This window comes from Microbacterium jepli (assembly GCF_047237905.1).
Classification (GTDB): Bacteria; Actinomycetota; Actinomycetes; order Actinomycetales; family Microbacteriaceae; genus Microbacterium.
In genome coordinates, this window is record NZ_JBDFLW010000005.1 from 592,250 (window position 1) to 608,834 (window position 16,585).

A 16,585-nucleotide genomic window follows, 5' to 3' on the forward strand; every position below is an offset into this window, starting at 1 on the left:
GGGCAACGAGGAGGGAAGCGGACGGCGAGAGCGCGGCATCCGCTCATCGTTCCCTTCGACACACCCGCATCGGCGTCGGGTACAGCCATCTCGTGGACAGCGGCATGCGGCACCGTCCTGGGGAGAGCTGCTGCTCCTCGGTCACTTGGCCGATACTGCGGCCACGCCGGGCTCGATCCCGCGAGAAGCGTCAGGTGAGGCATCCATCCAGCCCGCCCCGCTTCGCAGTCGACCGCCGACGCGCCCTTACCTGGCGCGAACTGCGGTTACGCCCTCGCGCATCCCGCAAGAAGCGTCAGGTGAGGTACCCACCCCGCAGCACGCGAGGCAGCCGACCGTCGACGCGGCGCTCACCTGACGCGATGCGCGGAAACGCTGCGGCGATACCCGCAGCACGCGACACATGAACCGAAAAAACGGCAAAGAGGCGAGCCGGCTCAGTCCTCGCGCGGGGTGCGCAGCTTCGCGGTGAGGTCGCGCAGCTGCACGAGCTCCTCGTCGGTCAGGGCCGACATCCGGTCGGCGATCGACCGGCCGTGCGCGGTCGCGAGGCGCCGGAAAATCTTCGTGCCCTCCTCGGTCGCGCGCACCAGCGCTCCGCGGCCGTCTTCGGGGTCGGGGCATTTGGTGACGAGCCCGCGGGCCGCCATGCGGTCGACGAGGCGGGAGACGCTCGGCTGACTGATCAGCATGTTCGCTGTGACATCGCGCAGGCGGGCGGTCATGTCGGCCGATCGGGTGACCGTCAGCAGCACGTCGTACTCGCCCTGCAGCAACCCGTCGCCCTCGAAATCACTGGAGATCTCGGAGAACACCTCGTGCTGCGCACGGAACAGGCTCTCCCACGCATCCACAGCGAGGCGTCGATCGGTCATGCCCCCCAGGATAGAGCGCGGGGCGCCTCTAGGCTTGCGCCATGTCCCGGACGCGACGCCCCTCCCGCCTCATCCTGGCCATGCTGGCGGTCATCCTGCCGCTCCTGCTGGCGGCCCCGACATCAGCGCTCGCCGCCGCAGACACGAGCAGCGACCATCGAGCGGATGCCGCGGCATCCGTCCCCGGGATCGTCACCGCCGGAGTCGACGACTTCTCCTTCGAGAGCATGGACGCCGACTACACGATCGGCAGAGCCGACGACGGCACGAGCACCCTCCGCGTCGTCGAGACCTTCGTCGCGCTCTTCCCCGACATCGACCAGAACCGCGGGATGCGGCGCATCATCCCCGACAGCTACCAGGGCCAGCCGCTCTTCCCGAAGCTGATATCCATCACCGACGGCGACGGTCAGCCGCGAGCATCGGAGACCGACTCCGAGGACGGCTCGTACTCGATGACCTCGCGGGCCGACGACTACGTCCGCGGATCGCAGACCTACGTGTTCACGTACGAGCTGCGCAACGTCACGGGCACCTTCGCCGACACCGACGCGACGGAGTTCTACTGGGACGTCAACGGCGTCCAGTGGGCCCAGCCGTTCGGCGCGGTGTCCGCGCGGCTGCACGTGCCCGCCGCGCTCGCCGGATCGCTGACCGGCGCCGCCTCCTGCTACGTCGGGGCCCAGGGCGCGACCGCGACCTGCCCGATCGACCAGGCGCCCGACGGCGGCGGCGTGGTGTTCGACGCCTTCTCGCAGGACGTCGCGCCCTACCAGACCGTGACGATCGCGGTGGCGTTCGCGACCGGCACCTTCGCGCAGTTCGACTCCTCGTACCTCGCCTCCCCGTGGGGGTGGGCGCAGGGCGTCGCCGGACTCGGCGTGCTCGCCGCCATCGTCGGAGCGTTCGTCGTGGCCGGGCGGCGCCTGCGCGACGATCCCGGCCGACCGGTCATCATCGCCGAGTACACGCCCCCGCCCGGCATCGACGCCCTCGAGAGCGCGGTGCTCCTGGGCAAGCAGGCGAAGGCGATTCCGGCGGAGGTCCTCGAGCAGGCGGTGGTCGGCAGCATCCGCATCATCGAGGGTCGCAAGAGGTTCTTCGGCGGGCAGCGCCTCATCGCCGAGCTCGTCGATCCCTCGCGAGCAGACAGGGACGGGCGAATGCTGCTCGACGGCCTCTTCCGCGACCTGACGCCCGGTGCGCAGTTCGAGTTCGGCAGCACCGACACGCGGTTCTCGACGGCGGCGCAGAAGATCCTCAAGGCCGCGGACAGCGAGCTGACGATCCGTGGCCTGCGCAAGAAGGTCCCCGCGCGACTGCGCGCCTGGCCGATCCTGCTCTCCACCGGCGCGGGAATCGGGGTCTTCCTCCTCGGCTTCGCCGCGATCAACGCGGGCGTCTTCGCCCTGGTGCCGGTGCTGCTCATGGTCGCGACCTTCGTCGCCTTCTTCCTCGTCGGAGGCGTCCTCGCGCGCAAGCCGCTGACCGCCGCCGGCGCCGAGGTCCGCGATCATCTGGCGGGGCTCAAGGTGTTCATCGAGTGGGCCGAGGCCGACCGCATCCGGATGCTGCAGTCGCCGACGGGCGCGGAGCGCGTGCGCATCGACCCGGGCGATCCGCGCGAGATGCTGCGCCTCTACGAGGCCCTTCTGCCGTACGCGGTCGTGTTCGGCCAGGAGAAGGAGTGGGCGGAGCGGCTCATCGTGCTCTACGGCGACCACACGCCCACCTGGTATTACGGCAGCGGCGCCCTTAACGCGGCCGCGTTCTCCTCCGGCATCACGTCGCTCTCGTCCGTGGCGTCGTCCTCCTCGTCCTCCGGCGGGTCGGGCGGCGGCGGCTCGGCCGGTGGCGGCGGAGGCGGGGGAGGCGGCGGTGGAGTCTGAGCTCCGCGGTTCACGGCACTCGCCGACGCAGCGGCCTCGCCGCGCCTGCGCGCACCCCCTGAACCCTGTGCTCTAGCCTCCAGCACACCCGCGCTCCGCGGCCCGCGTCGCGCCTAGCCTGGACGCATGCCCGCTGACGCCCGCACCGCCCTCGAGACCGCCGACTGGCGCCGTCGTGTCTTCGCCCTCTACGACGCGGTCCGCCGCGCGGAGACGCCCGAGGAGGGGCACGAGCTGTGGCGGATCGAACGCGATGACCTGCTGGCGCGGCATCCTGCATCGCCCCTGCTGCCCGAGGCGAAGCAGTGGTTCACGGGCGCCGAGGTGGCACCGTACGACGCCGACTGGCGCTTCGAGCTGCCCATCGTCGAGGCGGAGCCGGCGCGCTTCGAATTCGCCACCGGCACCGACGGCGTGGTGCCGTTCGAACGGCTCGGCGTCGTCGAGATCCCCGGCGTGGGCACCCTGGACGTGTGGCGGCTGACCACGTACGGCGGCGGGCTGTTCGTCCCGGTGCGCGACGCGCTCGCCGGAGCCCCGGGCGGCACGTACGGCGGCGGGCGCTACCTGATCGACACGATCAAGGGTGCCGATCTGGGGGCGGATGCCGCGGCATCCCGCATCGTCGTCGACTTCAACTTCGCCTACAACCCGTCGTGCGCCTACGACCCGGCCTGGGCGTGCCCGCTCGCGCAGCCGGGCAACGTGCTGCGCGTCGACGTGCCCGTGGGCGAGCTCTACAGCTGAATCACCGGGCCCGGACGCAGTGAGGGCCGGTCGGAGAGGCATCCGACCGGCCCATGTCCCTTTGCACCAAGAGAGTCCTGCAATCACATGACGGGAGCTGCCACAGCAAACAACTTCCGCTCCTGAACTGTATAACGACGAGGTAACGGAAGGGAAGACCTTTCTGTCGTCCGAACCTGGCAGTCCTTTATCAGGGCTCCGGGATGACCCGGTCGAACAGCTCGTCGCGGGCGACGTCGGGGTCGGGTCCGCTGCGCACACCGGTGTCGAGCGCGGTGATGCGGGCCATGTCGTCCTCGCCGAGCTCGAAGTCGAAGACGTCGAAGTTCTCGCGGATGCGCTCGGGGTTCGTGGACTTGGGGATGACGGAACGGCCCTGCTGGATGCCCCACCGCAGCATGACCTGGGCCGGACTCCTGCCGTGCGCACGGGCGATGTCGCCGATCGTCTCGTCCTGCATCACGTTGCGGCGCTCGTCGCCCCAGGGTCCGGGGTAGAACGTGATGCCGCCGATCGGCGACCACGCCTGAGTCAGGATGCCGCGCCGCGCGTCCTCGGACTGCACGTCGGGCTGCGCGAAGTAGGGGTGGAGCTCGACCTGGTTGACGGCCGGGACGACCTCGACCTCGGCCATCAGCCGTTCCAGGTGGTGGGGCATGAAGTTGCTCACGCCGATCGCCCGCACCCGGCCGTCGGCCAGCAGCTCCTCCAGTGCATGGTAGGCGGCCACCGTACGGGCGAAGCGGCTCGGTGCGGGCTGATGCAGGATCAGCAGGTCGAGCGTCTCGACGCCGAGCTTGCCGACGGCCTTCTCGAAGGCGTGCAGCGTCTCCTCACGGCCGTAGTCGGACACCCACACCTTGGTCTCGACGAACACGTCGGCGCGGTCGACGCCCGACCGGCGGAGGCCCTCACCCACCTCGCGCTCGTTGTTGTAGGCCGCGGCCGTGTCGATGTGGCGATAGCCGACGCGCAGCGCGGTGTCGACCGCGGCGGCCGTCTCGTCGGGCGGGCTCTGGAACACGCCGAGTCCGATCGTGGGAAGGGTGACGCCGTTGTTCAGGGTCAGGTCGATCATGGGAACCTCTCTCCGTCGCGGATGCGACGGGATCCATGCTCGACCCGTCGGGCCGTGCCGGCCAGCCCCTTCCACGGGAGGCGGGCCGATGTCACGCGCTCGACCGACGCCGATCCTGCACGGTCGGTCGCGCTCGACCGACCGTAGGCTCGGGGCGGGTCGCGACCGCGCGGCCCGATCGGAGGCCGGAATGGACTACTCGCTCGAAGTGATCGCGATTCCCGTCTCGGACGTCGACGTCTCGCTGCGCTTCTACGTGGATCAGGTCGGGTTCCACCTCGACCACGACGTCTCGCATGTTCCCGGGATGCGGGTGGTGCAGATGACGCCGGTCGGGTCGGCGTGCTCCGTCGTGATCGGCGAGGGGATGCCGTTGGGCGAGCCCGGCTCGACGAAGGGTCTTCAGCTGGTGGTCGGCGACATCGACGCGGCCCGCGAAGAGCTCGCCGGGCGCGGCGTGTCGATCTCCGAGGTGCGGCAGCTCGGCCCCGAGGGCATGCAGGGCTCGCGCTTCGCGTTCTTCTCCGACCCCGACGGCAACGGGTGGTCGATCCAGGAGATCAAACGCTGATCCGACATCCCGCTGTCAAGTCTGTACGCGGCGGCCCTCCCCGGCGTAGCGTCATGATCACGACCCCGAGGAGGCGGCCATGACACACCACGACAAGTCCCACGACACGTCGGCCCATGACGAGACGGTGCGCGAGACCACGAGCGAGGGCGAGTACACCGACACCGAGACGGCGTCGGGCCGCGACACGCACAAGGACAACGTCCACCCCGGCCAGTACACCGACGCCGACCTGGGTGAGGGCAAGGACTGACACCTCCCAGTCAGGCCTGACACTGTCCGTCAGGCCCGACGCTCTCGGTCAGGCCACGGCGCCGGGCGCCGGGCGCACCGGCGTCGGCGCTGTCCGAGCCGCAGCCAGCCGCGCGACGACCACGCCCGCGGCTGTCTGCAACTCGGGCGGCGCGATGATCGCGAAGTCGACGTCGAAGCGCAGCACCCAGGACAGCAGTCCGGCGTACGACCATGAGCCGATGCGCACGCGGCAGCCGCCGTCCGGCAGCTCCTCGAGGTCGCCGTCGTCGACCCACGGGGCGACGGCCGCGGGAGGCAACGGCAGGGAGAACTCTCCGTAGACCGGCCAGACCGCAGCATCCGTGGATCCCTTGAATCGCGCCTCGACGAAGGCGGCGGCATCGCCCGAGGGGATCGGCCGCGGGGCGAACGGCACGCCCCCCGCCTTGGGCCGCAGCCGGTCGAGGCGGAAGGTGCGCCAGTCCTCGCGGTCGAGGTCCCACGCCACGAGATACCAGCGCCCCGCCCGAGCGACGACCCCGTGGGGCTCGGCACGGCGTGGCGGTCCGTCGCTCTCGTCGCTGTAGTCGAAGCGCAGCGTCCGCCGGTCGTGCACGGCCGCGCTCACGGACTCGAGCACCGCCGGATCGACCTGCTCCCGTGCGGCCGCGTCGGAGAAGCGGATGCCGTCGATGCGGTGACGCAGGCGCGACGGCATCACCTGACGCACCGTGAGGAGCGCGCGCGCCGCCGCGTCGTCCAGGTCCACGCCCGAGGACGACACCGACTGCAGGGCGACCGCGATGGCGACGGCCTGCGCGTCGTCGAACAGCAGCGGCGGCAGTTCCGAGCCGGCGGACAGCCGATAGCCGCCGTCGGGTCCCTTGCTCGATGCGATCGTGTAGCCCAGCTCGCGCAGGCGGTCGACATCACGGCGGACCGTCCGCGGCGTCACGTCCAATCGCTCCGCGAGCACCGGCCCCGGCCAGTCCCGACGTGTCTGCAGGAGCGACAGCAGCGCGAGCATGCGGGAGGACGTGGTGGGCATGACCACAGTCTCCCGGATGAAGAGGACTCAACCTGTCCGCATCGGACGAGAGAGTGCAGGTACGGCAATCAGCCGCACCTCTCGATCGAAGGACACCCCGTGAGCATCATCACCACCACGCACCTCAACTTCCGCGGCACGGCACGCCCGGCGATGGAGTTCTACCGCTCCGTCTTCGGCGGCGACCTCCAGCTCATGACCTACGCCCAGATGGGGATGCCCGCCGAGGCGCCCGGGGCGGACAAGGTCGTCTTCTCGCGCCTGCAGGCCGATGGCGGGTTCCGTCTGATGGCATACGACATCCCCGGAATCGACGACGCGGATGCTGCGGCCACCGCCGGCAGCACGCGTCGCGAGAACGGGGCGACCCTCACGGACCGCACGTTCTTCCAGTCGCTGCAGGGATCGACGCTCGATGAGGTCGCGGTGCTGTGGGACCGTCTGTCCGACGGGGCCCGCATCATCGAGCCGCTGGCCGCCTCCACCTGGAGCGCGGGTTTCGGCATGCTCACCGACCGCTTCGGCGTCACCTGGGTCGTCGACGTGCAGGCCGCGGCCTGAGCGCACGGGCCCGGGCGCGCAGGCGCCCGGGCCTCGCGCGCCCTGGGCCTCCCGACAGTGCCGGGCCGCGCGCGGATGCCTGCCCCGGCTCCGGGGCGCACGCCCAGGCTCGGGTCGACGTCTCGCCGTACGCTGGCGGGACACCCCCGAAGGAGGCGTCATGGACGCGAACCCCACCCCCGACGAGTCGCCGCTGCGCGGCCGCCCGTGGCTGAGCGCCTATGCCGACGGCGTGCCCGAGGAGATCGACCCCGTCACCGAGACGCTGGTGGATCTGCTCGACGCGTCGGTGCAGCGCTACAGCAGTCAGGTCGCGTGCGAGTTCTTCGGCGCCGAGACGACGTACGCCGAACTGGGGGAGCAGGTCTCCCGTGCGGCGAACGCCCTGCGCAAGCTGGGCGTCGAGGCGGGGGACAGGGTCGCCCTGGTGCTGCCGAACTGTCCGCAGCACGTCGTCGCCTTCTACGCCGCCCTGCGCCTCGGCGCCATCGTCGTCGAGCACAACCCGCTCTACACGGCGCGCGAGCTCCGTCACCAGTTCGAGGTGCACGAGGCCGTCGTGGCGATCGTCTGGGACAAGGTCGCCGACACCGTGGCGGAGTTCCCGAGCGACATCGCGCCGTCGGCCATCGTGTCGGTGCGGATGACGGACGCCCTTCCCTGGGGCAAGCGCGTCGCGCTGCGCCTCCCGCTGCCCGCCGCGCGTGCCTCTCGCGACGCGATGACCGCCGACCCGACGGCGAAGGGCGTGCTGACGTGGTCGCAGCTCATCAAGACGCGCCGGCTCTCGCGCCGGCATCCGGTCCCGTCCCTCGACGACACCGCCCTGCTCCAGCTGACCAGCGGCACCACGGGCACGCCGAAGGCCGCGATCCTCACCCACCGCAACCTCCGCTCGAACGCGGCGCAGGGACGCGCCTGGGTGCCGGGACTGCGCGAGGGCGAGGAGACCTTCTACGCGGTCCTGCCGATGTTCCACGCGTACGGCCTGACGCTCTGCCTGACCTTCGCGATCTCCATCGGTGCGCGCATCGTGCTGTTCCCGAAGTTCGACGTCGACCTCGTCGTGGCCGCCGCGAAGTCCTCCCCGCCGACGTTCCTGCCCGGCGTGCCGCCGATCTACGACGCCCTCGCCCGCGCGACGTCGCGCAAGGGCGTCGATCTCACGAGCATCCGCTTCGCCATCTCGGGCGCCATGAGCCTGCCGGTGCCCACGGTCACCCGGTGGGAGGAGGCCACGGGCGGACTACTGGTCGAGGGCTACGGCATGACCGAGACCTCGCCGGTCGCGCTCGGCAACCCCATCGGCCCGACGCGGCGGCCCGGCACGGTCGGCGTGCCGTTCCCGAGCACCGACATCCGCGTCGTCGACCCCGACGATCCGTCGTCCGACCGCGCACTCGGGGAGCCGGGCGAGCTGCTCATCCGCGGACCGCAGGTGTTCGGCGGCTACTGGCGGCGCCCCGACGAGACGGCGGCGGTAATGCTGGCCGACGGATGGCTGCGCACCGGCGACATCGTCACGGTCTCCGACGACGGCTTCGTCACGGTCGTCGACCGGGTCAAGGAGCTCATCATCACGGGCGGATTCAATGTCAGCCCGAGCGAGGTCGAGCAGGCTCTCCTGCTGCACCCGGACGTCGCGGAGGCGGCGGTCATCGGACTCCCGCGCGACTCGGGCGGGGAGGACGTCGTCGCCGCGGTCGTGCTGACCGACGGCGCCGTGTTCGACGCGGGCGCCCTGCGCGACTTCTGCCGCTCGCACATCACGGCCTACAAGGTCCCCAAGCGCATCGTGCAGCTCGGCGACCTGCCGCGGTCGCAGATCGGCAAGATCCAGCGCCGCCTGGTGCGGGAGCAGCTGCTGGCCGATTGAGACGGATGCTGCATCGTGCGGTGTACGCGCCACAGGACCCGGTGCGCACCGCAGACCGTCTCGTGCTCGACGAGAGGCATCGAGATCGATTCGCCCTGAGCGGCTCCATCGCTTTCCGGGGCTGGGAAACTGGGGTCATGGCCCACTACCGCGACACCGCGAGCGGTCCGTTCGTGGTCACCCTGGTGGTCGACCTCCCGATCGCGAAGCTCGACGCGCTGGAAGTGATCGCGTTCGTCTCGGACGGGCAGATCGACAACGCCGGCACCGCCTGGCCGCGGGTCAGCGTCGCGCCGAACGCGTGGGCCGAGGTGCAGATCCCGCGCTTCGGCGACCCGCCGCCGCTCGCCGTCGACGTCTGCTCGGACGCGTCGCCCGAGGTCGCCCGCGCGGCGGCATCGACGCTGCGCGCGGCACTCGAGCGCGTCGGGTGGACGGTGCGCGACCCTCGCAACGGCGAGGTGTAACGGGATCGATACGATGGTCGAAAGGCCCTACCAATCGGAGTCGTCGTGGCGGATCCCCTGGAGCACCTCGTCTCGCAGCTGCTCGCGCTGACGACGGTCGAGCCCGGGACGGGAGCGCGGCGCCTCCCCCCGGAACGCGAGCTCGGTGATGCGCTCGGCATGAGTCGCGGGGCACTGCGCGAGCAGCTCTCCGTGCTGGAGCGCCTGGGATTCCTCCACCGCACCCAGGGACGGGGCACGTACCTCGACCGGCCGTCAGACGATTTCGTGCGCACCTACTTCACGATCGCCCGGGAGCTGGGCTACCTCACCGACGGTCAGTTCGCCGAGTCACGCGTGCTGCTCGAGGAGGCGGTCGCCGAGGCGGCGGCGGCCCGGGCCACGGAGGAGGATGTCGCGCTCCTCCGCGCGCAGGTCGACACCATGATCTCCGCGACGCGCGCCGGAGACCACGAGGCGGCGTTCGAGGCCGATGTGGCGTTCCATCGCCGCCTCCAGGCGATGGTGGACAACCCCGTCCTGCACCTCATGCACGACGGACTCGCCCACGTGCTGCGCGAGGCGATCCGCTTCCGCCGGCTGGAGGCCGTGGCCGTCGAGGTCCCCGACGAAGACGGCGTGCGCCGCACCGACAGCGTGCACTACGCCATCGTCGAGGCCATCGAGGCCCACAACCCCGAGGCCGCGCGTCAGGCCATGCGGGCTCACTTCGAGAACTGGGCCGCACTCGGCATTCCCGCTGCGCGCTGACGCGTCGCCGCCCTCCTCCACTCAACGATTGGTTAGACCAATCGTTGACACCGGCGTGCGATGGTTCTATCCTCGAACGGTATTGGTCCAACCAATCCTCGCTCGATGATCCGCACCACCGCATCACCGCGGCACCAATGGAGGTCACCCGCTCATGAACGACTCTGTCCTCGACGTCGTATTCGTCGGGATCGGTGCCATCGGACTCCCGATGGCGCAGCGTCTCGCCGCCGGCGGTCACCGCGTGACCGGAGTCGATCCTTTCCCCGCTGCGCGTGAGCGCGCCGAGGGCCTCGGTCTCGCCGCCGCCGAGACCATCGCCGACGCCGGTCGAGGGGAGCTCGTCGTGGTGATGGTCGCGACCCCTGACCAGCTGGAGACGCTGATCGATCAGGCCGAGGCGGCGGACGCGATCTCGGGTCGCACGTGGGTCGTCATGAGCACGGTCGGCCCTGACGCCGTCATCGCCGCCGGCGAGCGCCTCCGAACGGCTGGTGCGGCCGTCGTGGACGCGCCCGTCACCGGCGGCGTCGCCCGCGCCAGGACCGGTACTCTCACCATCTTCGCCTCGGGGCCCGCCGGCGCCGTCGCGGCTGTGCAGCCGGCGCTGTCGCACCTCGGTACGGTCCGCGTCGTGGGGGAGGACCTCGGAGCCGGCCAGGCGATCAAGGTCGTCAACCAGCACCTGTGCTCTGTCCACATCGTGGCCGCCGCCGAGGCGCTCGCGCTCGCCGGCGACCTCGGTCTGGATCCGGCCGACGTCCTGCCGCTCCTGGAGTCCGGCGCGGCCGGCTCCTGGATGCTCTCGGACCGCGGCCCGCGCATGCTCGAGGGCACAGACGTCGAGGTCACCAGCCAGATCAACATCTTCGTGAAGGACTCCGGCCTCGTCGCCGACGCAGCCCGAGCCGCCGGCACCTCCACGCCCGTCCTCGACGCGGCGCGCGCGCGCTTCCTGGCAGCCCAGGCCGCCGGACTCGGCACGCGCGACGACTCGCGCGTCATCGAGACCTACCGCACCTCCGCCCCCTGATCACCACCCTCGCCCGCTCACCCCGTTCAAGGAGGAACACATCATGACCCGCATCGACGAAGCGCGGCCGAGCCGCTCGAAGAAGTCCCTGGCAGACAATCCCGCCAAGGTGTCCGTCGCCTCGATGATCGGCACCGCCGTCGAGGCCTACGACTTCTTCATCTACGGCACGGCCGCCGCCGCCTATTTCGGCACCGTCTTCTTCCACTCGGAGAACCCCATCGTCGGCGTCCTCCAGTCGTTCGCGGTGCTGGCGGTCGGTTTCTTCTTCCGTCCGATCGGTGGCTGGCTCGCCGGCCACTTCGGCGACCGCATCGGGCGCAAGACCATCCTCATCGCCTCGCTGCTCATCATGGGTATCGCGACCTTCCTCGTCGGCTTCCTCCCCACGTACGCCCAGATCGGCGTCATGGCACCGGTCCTCCTCATCACACTCCGCGCGATCCAGGGCATCGGCTTCGGCGCCGAGTGGGGCGGCGCGGTCCTGATGGCCGTCGAGCACGCTCCCGAGAAGCGTCGCGGCTTCTTCGGTGCGATCCCGCAGATCGGCATCCCCGCCGGCCTGCTGCTGGCCAACGGGACGTTCCTTCTGAGCAACAGCCTGCTCGAGGGGGACTGGAAATGGCGCGTGCCGTTCCTGCTGTCCATCGTCATGGTCGTGATCGGGCTCTGGATCCGCATCGGCATCAAGGAATCCCCCGACTTCGAGAAAATGAAGGCGAACGACGAGATCCACAAGCAGCCCGTGCTGGTCATGTTCCGTCGCGACTGGCGCCTGGTCCTGCGCGTCGTCGGCCTGCGTCTGGCCGAGACCGGCGGCTACTACATCACGACGAGCTTCGTGCTGTCCTACGTGGTGCTCGCCTCGGTCAGCGAGTCGCAGTACGTCCTGTGGGGCACCCTGATCGGATCTTTCCTGGGTCTGGGCTCACACCTGCTCTACGGCGCCCTCAGCGACCGGGTCGGCCGGAAGCGCGTCTTCCTCATCGGCTCGATCGTCACGATCCTGCTGGGCATCCCCATGTTCCTGCTCATCAACACCGGTGCGGTCCTCATGATCATCGTCGCCGTCGCCATCAGCCTCCTGTTCAGCCACGACCCGATCTTCGCCGTGGAGTCGAGCTGGTTCTCCGAGCTGTTCTCGCGCGACGTCCGCTCGTCGGGCATCTCGCTGGGCTACAACCTCGCGTCCATCGTCGCCGGCACCCTGCCGTTCGTCGCGACGGCGCTCTACGCCGGGGCCGGCTGGATCGGACCCGCTCTGCTCTTCGTGCTCCTCGGCGTCATCTCGACGGTGACCGCCCTGTTCACCCGCGAGACGGCGCCGGTGAAGGTGGGCTTCACCGACGCCGACCAAAGCCCGCTCATCCCGACCGCCGGCGCTGTGCGCTGACCTGGAGGCACAATGACTGACCTGGCCACCGCCGTCATCGACCGCGGAACACTGGATGACCGGACCCGGCGGGTACGGGAGGCGGCGCAGCGCATCCGGCTGAACGCCCTCGCCATGGGAGAAGTGCAGGGGCAGGGGTACGTCGGGCAGGCGCTGGGTGCCGCCGACATGCTCGCCGCCGTGTATGTCGATCAGCTGCGCTACCGCGCGGACGACCCCCATTGGGACGAGCGGGACCGCTTCCTCCTGTCGACCGGGCACTACGCGATCGGCCTGTACGCGGCGCTCGCCGAGGCCGGCATCGTGCCGATGGAAGAACTCGAGTCGTACGGCTCCGATGACTCGAGACTGCCCATGTCCGGCATGGCCAGCTATACGCCGGGCATGGAGATCTCGGGAGGATCGCTCGGGCACGGCCTCACCGTTGCGGTGGGCATGGCTCTCGGCCAGCGCCACCTCGGGCGCGATTCCCGCATCATCAACTTCCTGTCGGACGGCGAGCTGAATGAGGGATCGACGTGGGAGGCGGCGATGGGCGCAGCATCCCATCGCCTGGGAAACCTCATCGCCCTCGTCGACATGAACGCGCTGCAGGCGGACGGCCCGACCGCGAACGTGATGTCGATCGAGCCGGTCGAGGCGAAGTGGGCCTCATTCGGCTGGAACGCGATGCGCGTCGACGGCAATGACCCGCGCGCCGTTCTGCAGGCGTTCGACCAGGTGGGGCGCCGTGATCCGGTCGGACCGCCGAGTGTGCTGGTGTGCGACACGGTGGTCGGCAAGGGCGTGGAGCTGCTCGAGCAGCGCGAGAAGAACCACTTCATGCGCATCGAGGAGCACGAGTGGCAGATCTGCCGCGATCAGCTGATCGCGCGATACGAAGGAGCGGCCCGATGAGCGTGACGGCACGACCGAAGCTCAAGACATCGGCGATGATCGCCTCGTTCGCCGACCCCGGACAGCGGACCGCATCCGCGCCCTTCGGGCACGCGCTCGCCCGACTGGCCGAGACCGACGAGCGAGTGGTCGGCCTGAGCGCCGACCTGGCGAAGTACACCGACATGCACATCTTCCGTGATGCGCACCCTGACCGGTTCTTCCAGATCGGCATGGCCGAGCAGCTGCTGTTCGGCGCGGCCGCCGGCATGGCCGAAGTGGGCCTCGTCCCGTTCGCCTCGACCTACTCGGTGTTCGCCGCGCGTCGTGCGTACGACTTCATCTGCCTCGACATCGCCGAACCCGGTCTCAACGTCAACATCGTGGGCGGGCTTCCCGGGCTGACGACCGGCTACGGCCCGAGTCACCAGGCGACGGAGGACATGGCGATCTTCCGCGGCATGCCCAACCTCACCATCGTCGACCCCTGCGACTCGGTCGACCTCGAGCAGGCCGTGCCCCAGCTCGCTGAGTCCGCGGGCCCGACCTACCTGCGCCTGCTGCGCGGCAACGTGCCGACCGTGCTCGACGAGTACGACTACTCGTTCGAGCTCGGCAAGGCGAAGGTGGTGCGTCCCGGCGCCGACGTCGTCTTCGTCTCGAGTGGCCTGATGACCATGCGGGCGCTGCAGGCGGCCGAACGGCTGGCGGCGCACAAGGTCGACGTCTGCGTCGTGCACGCGCCGACCATCAAGCCGTTCGACGAGGACACCGTCGTGCGCGAGATCGACACCCCGCGTCTCGCCGTCACCCTCGAGAACCACACCGTCATCGGCGGGCTATTCGAGACCGTCGCGTCCGCGCTGGTGCGACGGGGTGTTTCGCGGCGGGTCGTGCCGATCGGCCTTCCCGACGCGTTCCTCGACGCGGGCGCCCTCCCGACCCTCCACGAGCGCTACGGACTGTCGACCGACGCCATCGTCGAGAAGGTCCTCCGGGAGCTGGCGTGAAGGTCCTCATCCTCGACGACGACCCGACCGGGACGCAGTCGGCCACCGATGCCGTCGTCCTCCTGCGATGGGACGCGGAGAGGATCACCGACGTGCTCCGGAAGCGGGATGCCGCGTATCTCCTCACCAACACGCGTGCCGTCGACGAGGAAGCCGCCGTCGCGCTGCTCGAGTCGGTGCGCGACGACGTTCGCGTCGTCGAGCGGGCTCTGGGCGAGCCCGTGCACGTCGTGCTGCGCGGGGACTCGACGCTGCGCGGTCACGTCTTCCCCGAGACGGAGGTCTTCGCAGGGCCCGACGACGTGATCGTCTTCGTTCCGGCCTTTCCGCAGGGCGGTCGCACGACCCGCGGCGGTGAGCACTACGTGCGCATCGAGGGAGTGGAGCACGCGGCGCGAGACACCGAGTTCTCGAAGGACCCCGTCTTCCCTTTCGAGACGAGCTACCTTCCCGACTACGTCCGCGCCCGCACCGACCGTCTCGTGCGCCCCGTGAGCCTCGACGAGGTTCGCATCGGCGCGCTCGCGACGATCGTCGCGGAGATCGAGCCGGGCACGGTGATCGTGCCCGACGCCGTCACCGACGATGACATCCGGATCATCTCCGACGGCGTGCGCGCCGCCTGGGCCACCGGCGCGCACGTCGTGGTCCGGTCGGGCTCGCCGCTCGCCGCCGCCCTCGCCGGGGTCGAGAGCACCGGCCTGCTTCGCCGCCCCCTGGTCGCTGATCCGCGGCCGACGCTGCTGGTCTGCGGATCGCACACCGCCGGGGCGACCCGGCAGCTGGGGGCGGTTGCCGAACGCTGGGGCGCTCCGGTGGAGATCGACACCGACGCCGCCATGGCCGACGCGGCCGCGGAGGCCGCGCGACTGTCCAGCGCTCTCCTCGAGTCCCTGCGTCGCGACGCCTTCGCCGCGTTCGCGTCGGCGCGCGACCGGCGCGACGACCACGACACCCTCGCGCATGGCGAGCAGGTCATGGCCGCGTTGACGGGCGCGGTGCGGGCGGTGCGCGCGCACACTCCGGTCGTCGTGTCCAAGGGCGGCATCACGTCGGCCGACGTTGCGCGCGTCGGGCTCGGCGCCGACCGGGCGGTGGTCGTCGGCCAGGTGCTCCCCGGTGTATCGGTCTGGTCGCTTGTCACGCCCGAGGGCGTCGAGGTGCTCTACGTCGTGGTGCCCGGCAACGTGGGGGACTCGTCGACGATCGTCGACGTGCTCGACGCCGTCCGGGCCCCCGAGCCGGCGCGGCACGCTGCGTGACGTGGGTCGGGGAGGATGGAGGGGTGAGCCCTGACATCCGTCTCGTCGCCGTCGACATGGACGGCACCCTCCTCGACGGCGACGGCCGCATCCCCGACACGCTCTGGCCGCTGCTGCCGCGCCTCGCCGAGCGCGGGGTGACCTTCGTGCCCGCGTCGGGTCGGCAGCTCGCCACCCTGCGGCGCTCGTTCGGCGACGCGGCCGCCGACATGACGTTCATCGCCGAGAACGGCACGCACGTCGTGGACGGGTCCCGCCTCATCGCGATCGACGCCCTCGACGCGGCGACGGTCCGCACGGCGGTCACGACGCTGCGGGCGCTCGCGGCCGACGGGTTCGACCTCGGCGTGGTCGTGTGCGGGCGTCGCTCGGCGTACATCGAGCGGACGGATGCCGCATTCCACACCGAGGCGGACACGTACTACGCGGCACTTGAGGTGGTCGACGATCTGCTCGCGGTCGACGACGAGGTGCTGAAGCTCGCGGTGTACGACTTCGACGTCGCCGAGCACAGCGTGGGTCCGGCGCTCGCCGACATCGCCCGCACGCATCAGGTCGTGGTATCGGGTCAGCACTGGGTCGACATCATGAACCGCGGCGTCGACAAGGGCGTCGCCCTCCGCCGCCTCCAGGAGGACCTCGGCATCGACCGCTCGCAGACCGCGGCGTTCGGCGACTTCCTGAATGACCTCGAGATGCTGGATGCCGCGGACTGGTCGTTCGCGATGGCCGACGCCCACCCGGACGTCGTGGCCCGTGCGCGCCACCGCGCGCCGTCGAACGTCGACCACGGGGTGATCACGACGCTCGAGGAACTCGTCTTCGGCGGCTGAGCGCGGGCCCGCGCCGCGTGCACAGCGCAGGCAGAAGTAGGCCCGAGGCGACCTTCGGGTCGTTGGCCGCCGCGTGTCGAGG

General features: G+C 70.5%; 17 protein-coding genes. 14 read left to right on the plus strand and 3 right to left on the minus strand.

From position 1 onward, the window contains the following. Window positions 1-437 precede the first annotated feature (437 nt). Window positions 438-875: a MarR family winged helix-turn-helix transcriptional regulator gene (locus ABC304_RS07010; RefSeq protein ID WP_412929781.1), complete on the minus strand. Its 438-nt coding sequence runs from the start codon at window positions 873-875 to the stop codon at window positions 438-440. Between the two features lie 41 nt (window positions 876-916). Here ABC304_RS07010 and ABC304_RS07015 point away from each other — a divergent pair, with 41 nt between their 5' ends. Both ABC304_RS07015 and ABC304_RS07020 read left to right on the plus strand, forming a co-directional pair. Then, a complete protein-coding gene (locus ABC304_RS07015) occupies window positions 917-2,764 on the plus strand; it encodes a DUF2207 domain-containing protein (protein WP_412929783.1) in 1,848 nt (615 codons plus the stop codon). 126 nt (window positions 2,765-2,890) lie between these two features. After that, window positions 2,891-3,511, plus strand: a complete 621-nt coding sequence (locus tag ABC304_RS07020) for a DUF1684 domain-containing protein (protein ID WP_412929784.1) — start codon at window positions 2,891-2,893, stop codon at window positions 3,509-3,511. Window positions 3,512-3,701: 190 nt separating this feature from the next. Here ABC304_RS07020 and ABC304_RS07025 read toward each other — a convergent pair whose 3' ends face one another. Next, window positions 3,702-4,589 carry an aldo/keto reductase gene (locus ABC304_RS07025; RefSeq protein ID WP_412929786.1) on the minus strand — a complete coding sequence of 296 codons (888 nt, stop codon included), beginning with the start codon at window positions 4,587-4,589 and terminating at the stop codon, window positions 3,702-3,704. Window positions 4,590-4,779: 190 nt separating this feature from the next. Between ABC304_RS07025 and ABC304_RS07030 the strand changes: the two genes are divergently transcribed. Next, a complete protein-coding gene (locus tag ABC304_RS07030; protein WP_412929787.1) occupies window positions 4,780-5,160 on the plus strand; it encodes a VOC family protein in 381 nt (126 codons plus the stop codon). A 79-nt stretch (window positions 5,161-5,239) separates the two neighbouring features. Next, on the plus strand, window positions 5,240-5,413 hold the full coding sequence (locus ABC304_RS07035; protein WP_164734658.1) for a hypothetical protein: 174 nt from the start codon (window positions 5,240-5,242) through the stop codon (window positions 5,411-5,413). A gap of 48 nt (window positions 5,414-5,461) precedes the next feature. On the opposite strand, the gene ABC304_RS07040 is transcribed toward ABC304_RS07035, so the two are convergent. Further along, window positions 5,462-6,442, minus strand: a complete 981-nt coding sequence (locus tag ABC304_RS07040) for a helix-turn-helix transcriptional regulator (RefSeq protein WP_412929788.1) — start codon at window positions 6,440-6,442, stop codon at window positions 5,462-5,464. A gap of 99 nt (window positions 6,443-6,541) precedes the next feature. On the opposite strand from ABC304_RS07040, the gene ABC304_RS07045 reads away from it, so the two are divergent. The 10 genes from ABC304_RS07045 (at window position 6,542) to ABC304_RS07090 (ending at window position 16,503) form a co-directional block, all read left to right on the plus strand. Continuing rightward, the gene (locus tag ABC304_RS07045; RefSeq protein ID WP_412929789.1) at window positions 6,542-7,003 is read left to right on the plus strand and encodes a VOC family protein; all 462 of its coding nucleotides are present in this window, start codon (window positions 6,542-6,544) and stop codon (window positions 7,001-7,003) included. 160 nt (window positions 7,004-7,163) lie between these two features. Continuing rightward, on the plus strand, window positions 7,164-8,879 hold the full coding sequence (locus ABC304_RS07050) for a long-chain-fatty-acid--CoA ligase (RefSeq protein ID WP_412929790.1): 1,716 nt from the start codon (window positions 7,164-7,166) through the stop codon (window positions 8,877-8,879). Window positions 8,880-9,016: 137 nt separating this feature from the next. Further along, entirely contained in the window at window positions 9,017-9,346 is a 330-nt protein-coding gene (locus tag ABC304_RS07055) for a hypothetical protein (RefSeq protein ID WP_412929791.1), read from the plus strand. Between the two features lie 45 nt (window positions 9,347-9,391). Further along, on the plus strand, window positions 9,392-10,096 hold the full coding sequence (locus tag ABC304_RS07060) for a FadR/GntR family transcriptional regulator (RefSeq protein WP_412929792.1): 705 nt from the start codon (window positions 9,392-9,394) through the stop codon (window positions 10,094-10,096). A gap of 154 nt (window positions 10,097-10,250) precedes the next feature. Continuing rightward, entirely contained in the window at window positions 10,251-11,129 is an 879-nt protein-coding gene (locus ABC304_RS07065; RefSeq protein WP_412929793.1) for an NAD(P)-dependent oxidoreductase, read from the plus strand. 43 nt (window positions 11,130-11,172) lie between these two features. Continuing rightward, window positions 11,173-12,522, plus strand: a complete 1,350-nt coding sequence (locus ABC304_RS07070; protein ID WP_412929794.1) for an MFS transporter — start codon at window positions 11,173-11,175, stop codon at window positions 12,520-12,522. 12 nt (window positions 12,523-12,534) lie between these two features. Next, a complete protein-coding gene (locus ABC304_RS07075) occupies window positions 12,535-13,419 on the plus strand; it encodes a transketolase (protein WP_412929795.1) in 885 nt (294 codons plus the stop codon). Then, window positions 13,416-14,408, plus strand: coding sequence for a transketolase family protein (locus ABC304_RS07080; protein ID WP_412929796.1), 993 nt, complete (start codon window positions 13,416-13,418; stop codon window positions 14,406-14,408). The genes ABC304_RS07075 and ABC304_RS07080 overlap by 4 nt, the downstream gene beginning before the upstream one ends. Further along, window positions 14,405-15,670, plus strand: a complete 1,266-nt coding sequence (locus tag ABC304_RS07085) for a four-carbon acid sugar kinase family protein (RefSeq protein WP_412929797.1) — start codon at window positions 14,405-14,407, stop codon at window positions 15,668-15,670. The genes ABC304_RS07080 and ABC304_RS07085 overlap by 4 nt, the downstream gene beginning before the upstream one ends. A gap of 23 nt (window positions 15,671-15,693) precedes the next feature. After that, entirely contained in the window at window positions 15,694-16,503 is an 810-nt protein-coding gene (locus ABC304_RS07090; protein WP_412929799.1) for a Cof-type HAD-IIB family hydrolase, read from the plus strand. The last annotated feature ends 82 nt before the right edge of the window (window positions 16,504-16,585 follow it).

Coding starts and splice junctions, on each gene's coding strand:
- ABC304_RS07015 (WP_412929783.1), top strand. CDS start 917: ATGTCCCGGACGCGACGCCCCTCCCGCCTCATCCTGGCCATGCTGGCG.
- ABC304_RS07065 (WP_412929793.1), top strand. CDS start 10,251: ATGAACGACTCTGTCCTCGACGTCGTATTCGTCGGGATCGGTGCCATC.
- ABC304_RS07025 (WP_412929786.1), bottom strand. CDS start 4,589: ATGATCGACCTGACCCTGAACAACGGCGTCACCCTTCCCACGATCGGA.
- ABC304_RS07050 (WP_412929790.1), top strand. CDS start 7,164: ATGGACGCGAACCCCACCCCCGACGAGTCGCCGCTGCGCGGCCGCCCG.
- ABC304_RS07030 (WP_412929787.1), top strand. CDS start 4,780: ATGGACTACTCGCTCGAAGTGATCGCGATTCCCGTCTCGGACGTCGAC.
- ABC304_RS07010 (WP_412929781.1), bottom strand. CDS start 875: ATGACCGATCGACGCCTCGCTGTGGATGCGTGGGAGAGCCTGTTCCGT.
- ABC304_RS07070 (WP_412929794.1), top strand. CDS start 11,173: ATGACCCGCATCGACGAAGCGCGGCCGAGCCGCTCGAAGAAGTCCCTG.
- ABC304_RS07075 (WP_412929795.1), top strand. CDS start 12,535: ATGACTGACCTGGCCACCGCCGTCATCGACCGCGGAACACTGGATGAC.
- ABC304_RS07055 (WP_412929791.1), top strand. CDS start 9,017: ATGGCCCACTACCGCGACACCGCGAGCGGTCCGTTCGTGGTCACCCTG.
- ABC304_RS07040 (WP_412929788.1), bottom strand. CDS start 6,442: ATGCCCACCACGTCCTCCCGCATGCTCGCGCTGCTGTCGCTCCTGCAG.
- ABC304_RS07035 (WP_164734658.1), top strand. CDS start 5,240: ATGACACACCACGACAAGTCCCACGACACGTCGGCCCATGACGAGACG.
- ABC304_RS07020 (WP_412929784.1), top strand. CDS start 2,891: ATGCCCGCTGACGCCCGCACCGCCCTCGAGACCGCCGACTGGCGCCGT.
- ABC304_RS07080 (WP_412929796.1), top strand. CDS start 13,416: ATGAGCGTGACGGCACGACCGAAGCTCAAGACATCGGCGATGATCGCC.